Here is a 12,642-nt window from a genome sequence, read left to right on the forward strand (position 1 = left end):
CACAAGGCCAAGCGCGAGGGGAGTCTTCAGGTCTTGTTTGCCAGGCGGCCAGCGCCAGATTCCGGTGGGCCCAGCATCGATCTCTAGAAAAGGAACGTCACATGAATCAACAAGAACAACTTCACCCCAAGCAGAGCGCCGCTTCCACCACGAGCCTGCGACCCACGCTGTTGTGCCTGTCACATTTGCGCTGGGGTTTCGTCTACCAACGGCCCCAGCACGTGATGTCGCGATTGGCCAGGGACTACGACGTTCTGTTCTTCGAGGAGCCGATTTTCGAAGGGCGGCAGACCGCGCACCTGGAACACTATGGGGTGGCCGAGGGCGTGACGGTGCTGGTGCCCAGGCTTCCGGAAGGGCTGGATGAAGCTCAGGTGATCGATGCCCAGCGCGAGCTGCTGGACGCCTGGCTGGCGCAACACTGGCCGAGTGAGCTGATGCTCTGGTACCTCACGCCCATGAGCCAGGTCTTCACCGATCACCTGGAGGCTAACGTGGTGATTTTCGATTGCATGGACGAGCTCTCGGCCTTCAAGTTCGCCCCGCCCGCGCTGGTGGAAATGGAGCGGCGGTTGATGGCAAAGGCCAACGTGGTGTTCACCGGCGGCTACAGCCTGTGGGAGGCCAAACGCCAGCACCATGACAACGTCCACGCCATGCCCAGCAGCGTTGATGTAGCGCACTTTGCCGCGGCCCGACAGCCGATTCCGGACCCGGCGGACCAGGCCGCGATTGCTCATCCGCGGCTGGGGTTCTTCGGGGTCATCGACGAGCGTTTCGATATCGACCTGGTGAGGGAACTGGCTACCCAACGCCCCGAGTGGCAGATCGTGCTGATCGGGCCAGTGGTCAAGATCGATCCGGCTACATTGCCGCGCTCGCCTAATATTCATTATCTGGGCGCCAAGCAATATGAGGAGTTGCCCGCTTACCTGGCGGGTTGGGACGTAGCGTTGATGCCGTTCGCCCTGAACGAATCCACGCGCTTCATCAGCCCCACCAAGACGCCCGAATACCTGGCGGGCGGTTGCCCGGTGGTATCCACGCCGATCCGTGATGTCGTCAACGGCTACGGCGGCAGTGGCGTCGTTGCCATTGCTGATTCACCCCAGGCATTCATCGAGGCGATCCAGGCCGCGCTGGACCTGCGCACCCAGCCAGGCGTGATTGCGCAGTACGCCGATAAAGCCCTGGACGGCATGTCCTGGGACAAGACGTGCGCAATGATGAAGGAGCAGATCGAATGCCAACGATAACCCTCGAGACCCTGGACAACTCACTCGATGCCACGCCGTACGACTACCTGATCGTCGGCGCCGGTTTTGCCGGCAGCGTACTGGCCGAGCGACTGGCCGATGGGTTGGGCAAGCGCGTCCTGCTGATCGATCGTCGCGATCACATTGGCGGCAACGCCTACGACCATCTGGATGAGGCGGGGGTGCTGGTCCATCGCTACGGCCCGCATATCTTCCACACCAACGCCCAGCGCATTATCGATTACCTGTCGCGGTTCACCGAATGGCGGCCCTATGAACATCGGGTCCTGGCCCAGGTCGACGGCCACCAGGTGCCGATTCCGATCAACCTGACCACCCTCAACACGCTGTTCGGCTTGTCCATGGATGAAGCCCAGGCCGAGGCGTTCCTGGCGCAGCGGGCGGAGCCGGTCGAGACGATCCGTACCTCCGAGGACGTGGTCATCAACCAGATCGGTCAGGAGTTGTACGAGAAATTCTTTCGCGGCTACACCCGCAAACAATGGGGCCTGGACCCTTCGCAGCTGGACAAATCGGTAACCTCGCGAGTGCCGACACGCACCAACACGGACGATCGGTATTTCACCGACCAGTTCCAGATGATGCCCTTGCACGGCTACACGCGAATGTTCGAGCGCATGCTCGACCATCCGAACATCGATGTGCTGCTGTCCACCGATTTCAGGGCTGTGCGCCAGCGCATTCCACATCGCGAACTGGTCTATTGCGGGCCCATCGATGAGTACTTCGACCACTGCTTCGGTCGGCTGCCGTACCGCTCGTTGCGTTTCCAGCACGAAACCATGGATCAGGAGCAGTTTCAGCCGGTGGCGGTGGTCAATTACCCGGACGAGGCCGTGCCCTACACGCGTATCACCGAGTACAAGCACCTCACCGGCCAGCAACACCCGCGCACCAGCGTGACCTACGAATTTCCCTGCTCCGACGGTGACCCGTACTACCCGGTTCCGCGTCCGGAGAATGCCGAGTTGTACAAGCGGTACAAGGCGTTGGCCGATGAAACGCCGGGGGTGACTTTTCTCGGGCGGCTGGGCACCTACAAGTACTACAACATGGATCAGGTGGTAGGGCAGGCGCTCGCGTTGTACCAGCGTATCGCCGAGCAAGAGGGTGTTCAGGCGAAGGCCCACGAGGTCGAGCCAGGTTGATGCCTGGCTCCGCCTTTGCGTACAGGAGACCGCAACGTGCAGGACAGGATCTTCAGCAGTTTCATGATGGCCGGCTACGAGTGCTCCACCCAGCGCCGCGCCGATGGGCGCCGATTGGACATGCTCGCGGCGACTCGCCACGACCGCTGGGCAGGCGAGGATTATCGCCAGCTCGCCAGGTTGGGCATCCGTTGCGCCAGGGATGGCCTGCGCTGGCATCTGATCGAGCGGCAACCGGGCCGTTACGACTGGAGCAGCTTCCTGCCGATGCTGCGCGCCGCCCGGCGTTGCGATGTGCAAGTGGTATGGGACTTGTGTCATTACGGCTATCCCGACGACCTGGACATCTGGCGCCCCGCTTTCGTGGAGCGGTTTGCCCGCTTCTGCGCCGCCGTGGCGCGGTTGATGCGCGAGGAGGGGATCGAGGTCCCGTTCTACTCGCCGATCAACGAGATTTCTTTCTGGAGCTGGGCCGGCGGCGACGTCGGTTATTTCAACCCAGGCGCGCAGCGTCGGGGTACTGAACTCAAGCATCAGTTGGTGCGCGCAAGCATCGCGGCCATCGAAGCGATTCGAGAGGTCACGCCCGGTACGCGGTTCGTCCAGTGCGATCCACTGATCAACGTACTGTCCTCGACTCGGCGAGCCGAGGACATCGAGGCCGCCGAGGCGTATCGACAATCCCAGTTCGAGGCCTGGGACCTGCTGACCGGCAGAAGCTGGCCGGGGCTGGGCGGACGAGAGGAGTACCTGGATATCGTCGGGGTGAACTTCTATCCCCATAACCAGTGGTTCCTCCATGGCAATCGGATCGAGCCGGGCAGCCCCGAATATCGCCCGTTGGTGGGCATGCTCAGCGAGGTCCACCAGCGCTACCGCAGGCCGATGCTACTGTCGGAAACCGGTGCCGAAGACACCGCCCGTGTTCCGTGGTTGAACTACATCGGCGAGCAACTGGCGCTGGCCATCGAGCGGAAAATTCCGATGGAGGGAATGTGTTGGTATCCGTTTCTCGATTACCCGGGCTGGGACGATGACCGCTACTGTCCCACCGGTGTGTTCGGTTATGCCGACAATGAGGGAAGCCGCGCGTCCTTCCATCCACTGCTGGTGGCGATCACCGCGTTGCAGGCGCGCTTCGCCTCACCCGTGGCGACGGCACAAGTGCCATGAACAGCCAGCAACCCCATGGGCTGCCGTTGCCCAATACGGCGATCGCTTTTCTCTGGCGCTACGTCACCCTCAGGCCGTGGCATTTCGCGACCTTGTTTTTGCTGATTATCGGCGCCGCGAGCTGCGCCGTGGCGGTGCAGTTCGGTATGAAGCTGTTGGTGGACGCGATGGCCCAGGGCAGGGAGGCCGCCGGGCATGTGTGGCTGCCGTTCACGGTGTTCATTGCCTTGATCGTGATTGAAAACGTGTTCTGGCGCTCCGGTGGTTACCTGGGTTGTCGGACGGTGGTCGCCAGTTGCGCGGATCTGCGCATCGACCTGTTCAATCACCTGACGGGCCATCCAATGCGCTATTTCTCCCAGCATTTTGCCGGGGCCCTGGCCAATCGGATTTCCTCGGCGGGCGCCGCGGCTGGGTCCATCTACGGTGGGCTGGCCTGGAAAATCATCCCGCCTTGCGTCGATTTCATCGGGGCCGTGGTGGTGTTGTTCACCGTGCGACTTTCCATGGGCATCGCGTTGATTGGCGCCGTGGTCGTGGTGGCAACCTTGATCACAGTGATGGGCCTGCGAGGCCGCAGTCGCCACATCGACTTCGCGTCCCAGGCCGCGCGCGTCGGCGGCGAGCTGGTGGACCAGGTTTCCAACGTCTGGACGATCAAGGCTTTCTCCGCCCGGCATCGGGAACGGCGTCGACTGGAGCAAGCGATAGGTGTCGAGGCCAAGGCTCAACGCCGCAGTTGGATCTACCTTGAAAAAGCCCGAGTCCTGCATGACATTTGCCTGTCGATCATGGCCGGCGGCATGCTCGGCTGGTCGATCCTGTTGTGGCAGGACGGGCAGATCACCCCGGGCGATGTGGTGATGGTCAGTGCATTGTCGTTTCGCATCCTGCACGGCTCGCGGGACCTGGCCCTGGCTTTGGTGGATACTTCGCAGCAAATGGGCGTGATCGCCGAGACCCTGCGCATCATCGTCCAGCCGCACGCCCTCAGCGACACCCCGGCAGAACTGGCGCCGGGGCGCGGCAACATTCGCTTTATCGACGTCAGCTACAGCTACGCCGACGGTCGGGGTGCGATCAAGCACCTGTTCCTCGATATTCCCGCCGGACAGAAAGTCGGCATTGTCGGCCCTTCGGGGGCGGGCAAGTCGACGCTGGTCAGTCTGGTCCAGCGCCTTGACGATGTGCGCAGCGGGGTGATCCTGATCGATGACCGAGACGTGCGCTCGGTCAGCCAGGACAGCCTGCGCAGACAGATCGCCGTGGTGCCCCAGGAACCGGCGCTGTTCAATCGCACCATCTACGAGAACATCGCCTATGGTCAGCCCGATGCCACCGAGGAACAGGTGATCGACGCGGCCCGCCATGCCTATTGCGAAGAGTTCATCCGTGGCCTGCCGGACGGGTTCAATACCCTGGTGGGTGAGCGCGGCGTGATGCTGTCGGGCGGTCAGCGCCAGCGCCTGGGGTTAGCGCGGGCGTTCCTGAAAAACGCGCCGATCCTGATCCTCGATGAAGCCACCTCGGCCCTGGACACGGAATCGGAAGCCAAGGTGCAAATGGCCCTGGACGACCTGATGCGCGGCCGCACCGTACTGGCAGTGGCCCATCGGTTGTCGACGGTAGCAAGGTTCGATCGGATCCTGGTGCTGCAGGCCGGAAGAATCGTCCAGGACGGCGCGCCCGATGAACTGCGCCAACGCGCAGGGCCGTTCCAAACGCTGTGGCAGGCCCAGGGGATGGAGTTGGGCAAGCGCTAGCGCCTCAAATGTGCCACCGCAGGGCAGTGTTGCTTGTTGAATTTAGCCACACCGCAGGACCTATTGTGGGAGCGAGCTTGCTCGCGATAGCGGTGGTTCAGCTTGCAGAGATGTTGGATGTGCCACCGCCATCGCGAGCAGGCTCGCTCCCACAGGGGGGTAGTGTTGTTTGTTGAATTTGGCCACACCGCAGGGCTTTTTGTGGGAGCGAGCCCTGCTCGCGATAGCGGTGGTTCAGCTTGCAGAGATGTTGGATGTGCGGCCGCCATCGCGAGCAAGCTCGCTCCCACAGGGGGGCAGTGTTGTTTGTTGAATTTGGCCACACCGCAGAACCTATTGTGGGAGCGAGCCCTGCTCGCGATAGCGGTGGTTCAGCTTGCAGAGATGTTGGATGTGCCGCCGCCATCGCGAGCAAGCTCGCTCCCACAGGGGGCAGTGTTGTTTGTTGAATTTGGCCACACCGCAGGACCTATTGTGGGAGCGAGCCCTGCTCGCGATAGCGGTGGTTCAGCTTGCAGAGATGTTGGATGTGCCACCGCCATCGCGAGCAAGCTGAACTGGTCAAGTAATCTTGGACACCGATTAAGGTTCACGCCGCCAACCTTTCCTTCGCGACCGGCGACCGGTAGTCGTTGTAGCTGTGAGGCCTGCTGATGTTGTAGCGCGAGACATAGCGCTGCACGTCTGCCCGGGCCTCATGTTCCAGTTTGTAGCCCGTTTCAGGAACCCACTCTGATTTCAAACTACCAAAGAAACGCTCCATGGGGGCGTTGTCCCAGCACTCGCCTTTACGGCTCATACTTTGCCTAAACCCGTGTTTCACAAGCTCGTTTCGGAATTTATGACTGGTGTACTGACAACCTTGGTCTGAATGAAACAACACATCCTGGGGGTGGCCGCGTAGCTCAACCGCCATGCGTAGCGCTTCGCAGGTCAGGTTGGCATCAGAAATCATCGAGAACGACCAACCCACGATCCTCCGAGCGTACAGATCCAGAACGGCGGCGAAGTACATCCACCGCTTGCCGACCTTGATGTAAGTCACGTCGCCACACCACACCTGGTTAACCGCCGTTACATCAAATTTTCGCTTGAGCACGTGCGGCGCCACCAATGCCTCAACGCCCGGCGACTTGTACTTATGGCGCCTGCGCTGACGACTAGCGATGCCAGCTTCGCGCATCAAACTGCGAGCCATATAACGTCCGATACGATGCCCTTTGGCTTTTAGCTCCTTGGACAAAGTACGTGCGCCGGCCGACTCTCTGGACGCCCTGTGGTGCCTGACCAGCGCGGCTTTGAGCTTGTCCCGTTCAGGATTTGCTCTGCCTTGGCGCTGGCGCCAGGCGTAGAAACTACTGCGGTTGATCCCAAACGCCCGGCAACACCTTTTAACGCCGTATTGCTCGTCCAGCTCATCGATCAGCGTGAATGATCTTTGGCGTCCAAAAGCAGGAGAGCACTGGCCTTTTTTAGGATTTCAATGTCCAGGTCTTTCTCCCTGAGTAGGGCTTTGAGCCTCTGGATTTCTCGCTGATCAGCAGTAATCGCCTTGGCCCCTACCGGGGTCGAACCCAGGCGTTCTTTTTGCACTTGATCGACCCAGCGGCGCAGAGCAGTGGGGCCGATATCTAGGCTGGCACAGACCTCGGTAACCGGCTGGCCTTCATCCAGCACCATGCTGGCAGCCTTGAGCTTGAACTCACTCGAATAAGATTTACGCATATCCAAACACCTCAGATTTGGGCGCTATCATAGCGCCCGATTGAAGTGTCCAAAATCATTAGGCCAGTTCAAGCTCGCTCCCACAGGGGGCAGTGTTGTTTGTTGAATTTGGCCACACCGCAGGACCTATTGTGGGAGCGAGCCCTGCTCGCGATAGCGGTGGTTCAGCTTGCAGAGATGTTGGATGTGCCACCGCCATCGCGAGCAGGCTCGCTCCCACAGGGGGGCAGTGTTGTTTATTGGATGCGGGCACGGCGCAGGGCTTTTTGTGGGAGCGAGCCCTGCTCGCGATAGCGGTGGTTCAGCTTGCAGAGATGTTGGATGTGCCGCCGCCATCGCGAGCAGGCTCGCTCCCACAGGGGGGCAGTGTTGTTTGTTGAATTTGGCCACACCGCAGGACCTATTGTGGGAGCGAGCCCTGCTCGCGATAGCGGTGGTTCAGCTTGTGGAGATGTTGGATGTACTGCGGCCATCGCGAGCAGGCTCGTTCCCAAAGCGGATTAGTCGCGGTTCTGATTGACAAAGTCCACGAACGCCCGCAGCGGCGAGGGTAGGTAGCGGCGGCCGGGGTAGTAGAGGAACGGCCCGGTGAAATGCTGCCACCAGGGTTCGAGTACCGGTTCGAGCAGGCCGCTGTCCAGGTGTGGCCGCAGCCAGTCCTCGAACAAATGAACGATGCCCATCCCATCCACCGCCGCCTGCACCGCCAGGTCCATGGCGCCGCCGATGCGCACGATCAACGGGCCGTTCGGCTCGACGCTGATGGTTTCCCCGTCCCGTTCGTACTCCCAGAGCGGTAGGGCCCCGCTGGGAAACTTGCCGGCCAGGCAGGCGTGCCGCAGCAGGTCCCGCGGGTGCTCGGGTCGGCCACGGGCGTCGAGGTATGCCGGTGAGGCGGCGGTGGCGAAGCGCTGCAAGCGTGGGCCGATGGGAATGGCGATCATGTCCTGCTCAAGGCGTTCGTCGTAGCGAATGCCGGCGTCACACCCGGCCGCGAGCATGTCGACGAAACTTTCCTCGGTGACCACTTCGAGGCGGATGTCAGGGTAGCTTTTGAGGAACGGCGCGATGATCGCAGGCAGCACCAGCCGGGCGGCGCTGACCGGTACGTTCAGCCTGAGGGTGCCCGAGGGACGATCACGAAAATCGTTGACCACGTCCAGCGCGGATTCCACCTCGCCCAAGGCCGGCACGATGCGTTCCATCAGGCGCGCGCCGGCCTCGGTCGGCACCACGCTACGGGTGGTGCGGTTGAGCAGGCGCACGCCGAGCCGGCTTTCGATGCGTCGCACGGCATCGCTGAGGCTGGAGGCGGATTTGCCGCTGATCCGCGCGCCTTCACGAAACCCGCCCGCGTTCACCACCGCCACGAAGGACAGCAAGTCCTGGATATTTGTCGCCATTGTTCTCTCCACCGTACAGCCCGTTCGGATTGCACCTGATTATCAGCGGAGTGGTCAACGCCTATAGTCGGCCCAGGCACATTTAATCAAGGGGTACGAGATGAGCAGGGCAGACACCGCAGGGACTTTTCAACTGGGTGATCGTACGGTCAAGCGCATGGGCTACGGCGCGATGCAACTGGCAGGCCCCCAGGTTTTCGGGCCATCCAAGGATCCGGCGGCGGCCATCGCCGTGCTGCGCGAAGCGGTGGCGGCGGGCGTCAACCATATCGACACCGCTGACTTCTACGGGCCCCATGTCACCAACCGGCTGATCCGTGAAGCGCTCCATCCTTACGCCGACGAGCTGGTCATCGTGACCAAGGTTGGCGCCGTCCGGGGTACGGATGCGTCATGGAACCCGGCCCACAGCCCGGCCGAGCTGACTCGCGCTGTCCATGACAACCTGCGCAACCTTGGCGTGGATGTGTTGGAGGTGGTCAACCTGCGCGCCTGGGGCAATTTGCATTCGCCAGCCGATGACGACATCGAGGAACAGTTCTCGACGCTGGCCGAGTTGCAGCATCAGGGCCTGATCCGCCATCTGGGCTTGAGCAACGTCACCGCGTCCCAGGTCAAGCAGGCCCAGGGCATTGCGAAGGTGGTCTGCGTGCAGAATCACTACAACCTGACCCATCGCGTCGACGAACAACTGATTGTAGAGCTGGGCAAGCAAGGCATCGCCTACGTGCCGTTCTTCCCACTGGGTGGGTTTACGCCGCTGCAATCGCAAACCCTGTCGGATGTCGCCGCGCGCCTGGACGCTTCACCGCTGGGCGTCGCGTTGGCCTGGCTGCTGCAACGTGCGCCGAATATGTTGCTGATTCCCGGTACGTCATCCGTGGCGCACCTGCAGGAAAACCTCTCGGCAAGTGAGCTGCGAATTCCCGCGCAGATGCTGGCCGAGCTTGACGCCATGCTGTAGCGACAGGCGCCGCGCGGCGGTGTGCCTGGTGCCTGAAAAATCGAACAGGCTCCGGCCGGACGATGTCCCAGATTTATCGTCGTCAGGCAAGGATTTCGTCATGGCAGACCCTGGTATTCCCGGCCATCGCTGGGCTGATTCGACATGGGCTTTTTTACGCGAGGGCTACCCGTTCATTCGCAAGCGGTGCGCCGCCTATGGCAGCCCGGTTTTCCAGACCCGGCTGCTGGGTCGGCGCACGCTTTGCCTCAGCGGGCTGGAGGCGGCGGAGCTGTTCTACGACGCGCGGCGCTTTGTCCGAACGCCCACGTCCACGCCTGCGCCGCTGCGCAATATTCTGCTGGGGGCCGGTGGGGTCCAGGGGCTCGACGGAGCCCCTCATGCGCGACGCAAGCAATTGTTCCTCGAACTGCTGGACAAGGAAAACGTCCAGCGTTTGACCCAGGTTTATGAAGCTCGCTTGAGCGAGGCCACGGCAAGACTTCCAGTGGGCGAGGCGTTCGAATGCCTGCCTTGGATCGAGGCCCAGTTGTGTCGGTCGGTCTGCGAATGGGCCGGCGTTGCGACGATGAGCGACCAACAAATGCACCGGCTGACCCGGCGGTTGGCCTCGCTGATCGACGGCAGCGGTCGCCTGGATTGGCGCATGCCGGCCGCGTGGTGGCGGCGCAAGGCCTGCGAAGCCGAGGCCGCGCGCTGGATCGAAAACTGCCGGCGAGGCGCCCACCCTGCGTTGCCGGAGTCCCCCCTGCACAAGCTTGCCCAGCATCGCGATGAGCAAGGGCAATTGTTGGCGCCACGGGTAGCGGCCGTCGAATTGCTCAACATTCTGCGCCCGGTGGTCGCGGTGGGGCGCTTCCTGTTGTTCGGGCTGATCGAGCTGGAGCGACAGCCGCGATGGCGCACCTCCATCGCCCGCAACGAAGGCGCGGCGTGGGCCTTCGCCGAGGAAACGCGGCGCTTCTACGCGTTCTTTCCGATGGTGGCCGCGTTCGTGCGCGAGAGCTTCGAATGGCGCGGCTATCGTTTCGACACAGGCACCCGGGTGCTGCTGGACCTTTTCGGCAGCAACCGCGATGCGGCGCATTGGAAGGCGCCGGACAGTTTTTCGCCCGAACGTTTCGGCCAATGCCCGATGAAAACGTCGGTCATCAGCCAGGGCGGCGGCGAGTACACCTACCACCGTTGTCCTGGCGAGCCGTTGACCTTGTCGTTGATGCAGGCAACGTTTGAATATTTGTGCCGGCACCTACAATGGCGTTTGGACGTGAAGGCCGTCGATTTCCAACGCCTGCCCATGTTGCCCCGAGAGGCCGTGCCGATGACCGTGACGGGTCATTGGGGGGACGAAAAGACCAGTGCCTGACCGTCGTCCGGGATGAGCAGCCGTTCCGCAACCCCCGCCCGCTCGGCGGCAGCGCGCAGTGCCTCTCGCGTCGTCGGGCAATGGCTGATGGCTTCCAGGTGATTGGCCACCACGGTCCCACGAGACAGACGGGTGAATTCCAGGGTTTCTTCCATGCCCATGATGATGTCGTCGCCGATATCGAAACGTGCCCCGCCTGCCGGGACCACGCTGACCTGCGGCTTATGGCGCAATACGAAATCGCACACCGTGGGGGTGAGCACGGTGTCGCCGGTGAGGTAGACGCTGGGCTCGTCGGGCAACTCGATCAGGTAGCCGACGCCGTGCTCCATCAGCTTGCCCACCAGGCCCCGTCCGTGGGTGCATTTGACGGACCGAATGCTGCCACCCAGGAACGCGCCGGGTTGCTCGTGATCGTTGGCGAGCGGTTGGACGTTCAAGCCTCGCCTGGCGAGGTACCCGGCGTCGCGGGGCGTGCAGATGACCGGGATCTGGCGTTCTCGCAGCCAGTGTTTCGCCGCCCGATCGAGATGATCGAAGTGGCCTTTCTGGCAGTGCGTGATCAGACAATGAGTCACGGTTTCAAGAGCGCTTGCCGTGGACGCCGGCAGCTCCACCAGCGGATTGCGCTGGGTCGCGCCGAACAGGCGAAGCGGCGGCAGGGCGCCTTTGCCGGCCAGCATGGGGTCGACGAGCACGCGGTACGGGCCGAACTCAAGGATGATCGTGGCGTTGCGGATCTGTTGGATTTTCATGGAGCGTTCCTTGTTGGGCGAGCGTTCCATGGTGCCGATCCCGGGCGATGGGCATAATGGCTGGATCTGACATCCTTGATTCAATTTGAGCCATGCCGAAAAAACTCCGCGTCGGTTTGTTGCTGTTTCCCGGTTGCATGCCTGCCGGCCTGTTTGCCTTTGCTGATTTGCTGCACGCGGCCAACCGCCGCAGTGGTCGGGTGCTGTTCGAGGCGACCTATGTCGCGCTGCAAGCCGGCCCGGTGACCTGCGCCCATGGCATCGGTCTTCAGGCTGAGAAGTCGTTGGGCGAGGCCGACCTGGATGCGCTCATGGTGCCTGGTTTCTGGGCCGAATCGGCCGAACAGGTCAAGGGTGTGCTTGCCGGCCAGGCTCCGCTGTTGAAAGCGCTGTCAAACCGCCCCCGGCGCTTGCAACTCTGGGCCTACTGCACCGGGGTCTGTCTGCTGGCCGCCTGTGGCCGATTGGACGGGCAGGGCGCGACAGTCACCTGGTGGTTGGCGCAGTCGATGCAGGAGCAGTACGGCAACGTGCGCTGGCAGAGCGAACAGAACTGCGTGTTCAACGAGCGAACCGCCACCGCGTCGGGGGTGAACGGTTACCTGCCCATCGCCGAGCACCTGATCGAACGTAACGTCAGTCACGATGCACTGCGCGATATTACCCGGCTGATGGTGTTGCCGCGCCCGGCCGTCCCTCACGTGGCGTTTCAGGGGATTGCGCTGATACAGCAGCCCGACGGATTGCTGCGCCGGTTGCATGGCTTGATCGAGCAGATGCCGGCGGAGCAGATCACGGTCAAGGCGCTGGCGAGTCGGCTTGCCATGTCCGAGCGCACGCTGGCGCGCAAGGTTGGCGACGCAACCGGCCAGACCGTCGCCGCGTATGCCCGGTGCATCAAGTTGAATCAGGTGGGCGAACGCCTGACATTGACGTCGCTGCCCCTGGCCAGCATCGGCGCCGAGCTGGGTTTCAGCAGCAGCTCCAACCTGCAGCGGATGTTCAAGGCGCTGACAGGGCTGACGCCGGTGCAGTACCGGCGCCAGTTCGGGCGGGTGTGAAGCTGGG

Annotated in this window: 11 protein-coding genes; 7 read left to right on the forward strand and 4 right to left on the reverse strand. The window is 62.4% G+C overall.

Annotated features, from left to right (window positions below):
* The first annotated feature begins 101 nt into the window (after positions 1 to 101).
* From J3P76_RS09840 to J3P76_RS09855, 4 genes are all read left to right on the forward strand, one after another.
* Positions 102 to 1,256: a glycosyltransferase family 1 protein gene (locus J3P76_RS09840; protein ID WP_434559537.1), complete on the forward strand. Its 1,155-nt coding sequence runs from the start codon at positions 102 to 104 to the stop codon at positions 1,254 to 1,256.
* A complete protein-coding gene (glf, locus tag J3P76_RS09845; protein ID WP_434676269.1) occupies positions 1,244 to 2,425 on the forward strand; it encodes a UDP-galactopyranose mutase in 1,182 nt (393 codons plus the stop codon). The genes J3P76_RS09840 and glf overlap by 13 nt, the downstream gene beginning before the upstream one ends.
* 63 nt (positions 2,426 to 2,488) lie before the next feature.
* Positions 2,489 to 3,598 carry a beta-glucosidase gene (locus J3P76_RS09850; protein WP_434702025.1) on the forward strand — a complete coding sequence of 370 codons (1,110 nt, stop codon included), beginning with the start codon at positions 2,489 to 2,491 and terminating at the stop codon, positions 3,596 to 3,598.
* Complete coding sequence (locus J3P76_RS09855) at positions 3,595 to 5,361, forward strand: ABC transporter ATP-binding protein (protein WP_434559533.1); 1,767 nt, start codon at positions 3,595 to 3,597, stop codon at positions 5,359 to 5,361. The genes J3P76_RS09850 and J3P76_RS09855 overlap by 4 nt, the downstream gene beginning before the upstream one ends.
* 589 nt (positions 5,362 to 5,950) lie before the next feature.
* Here J3P76_RS09855 and J3P76_RS09860 read toward each other — a convergent pair.
* From J3P76_RS09860 to J3P76_RS09870, 3 genes are all read right to left on the reverse strand, one after another.
* A complete protein-coding gene (locus J3P76_RS09860) occupies positions 5,951 to 6,787 on the reverse strand; it encodes an IS3 family transposase (protein ID WP_434611567.1) in 837 nt (278 codons plus the stop codon).
* Positions 6,784 to 7,086: a transposase gene (locus J3P76_RS09865; RefSeq protein ID WP_014717988.1), complete on the reverse strand. Its 303-nt coding sequence runs from the start codon at positions 7,084 to 7,086 to the stop codon at positions 6,784 to 6,786. The genes J3P76_RS09860 and J3P76_RS09865 overlap by 4 nt, the downstream gene beginning before the upstream one ends.
* Positions 7,087 to 7,586: 500 nt before the next feature.
* The gene (locus J3P76_RS09870; RefSeq protein ID WP_434606485.1) at positions 7,587 to 8,489 is read right to left on the reverse strand and encodes a LysR family transcriptional regulator; all 903 of its coding nucleotides are present in this window, start codon (positions 8,487 to 8,489) and stop codon (positions 7,587 to 7,589) included.
* 100 nt (positions 8,490 to 8,589) lie between these two features.
* On the opposite strand from J3P76_RS09870, the gene J3P76_RS09875 reads away from it, so the two are divergent.
* Both J3P76_RS09875 and J3P76_RS09880 read left to right on the forward strand, forming a co-directional pair.
* Entirely contained in the window at positions 8,590 to 9,453 is an 864-nt protein-coding gene (locus tag J3P76_RS09875) for an aldo/keto reductase family oxidoreductase (protein WP_434606483.1), read from the forward strand.
* A gap of 100 nt (positions 9,454 to 9,553) precedes the next feature.
* Positions 9,554 to 10,819, forward strand: a complete 1,266-nt coding sequence (locus J3P76_RS09880) for a cytochrome P450 (RefSeq protein ID WP_434701791.1) — start codon at positions 9,554 to 9,556, stop codon at positions 10,817 to 10,819.
* On the opposite strand, the gene J3P76_RS09885 is transcribed toward J3P76_RS09880, so the two are convergent.
* On the reverse strand, positions 10,789 to 11,574 hold the full coding sequence (locus J3P76_RS09885) for an MBL fold metallo-hydrolase (RefSeq protein WP_434701792.1): 786 nt from the start codon (positions 11,572 to 11,574) through the stop codon (positions 10,789 to 10,791). The genes J3P76_RS09880 and J3P76_RS09885 overlap by 31 nt on opposite strands.
* Before the next feature lie 92 nt (positions 11,575 to 11,666).
* Here J3P76_RS09885 and J3P76_RS09890 point away from each other — a divergent pair, with 92 nt between their 5' ends.
* A complete protein-coding gene (locus J3P76_RS09890; RefSeq protein WP_434606477.1) occupies positions 11,667 to 12,635 on the forward strand; it encodes a GlxA family transcriptional regulator in 969 nt (322 codons plus the stop codon).
* Positions 12,636 to 12,642: the final 7 nt, after the last annotated feature.

Origin of the sequence: Pseudomonas sp. D1-36, from assembly GCF_051132205.1 — a bacterium.
Classification (GTDB): domain Bacteria; phylum Pseudomonadota; class Gammaproteobacteria; order Pseudomonadales; family Pseudomonadaceae; genus Aquipseudomonas.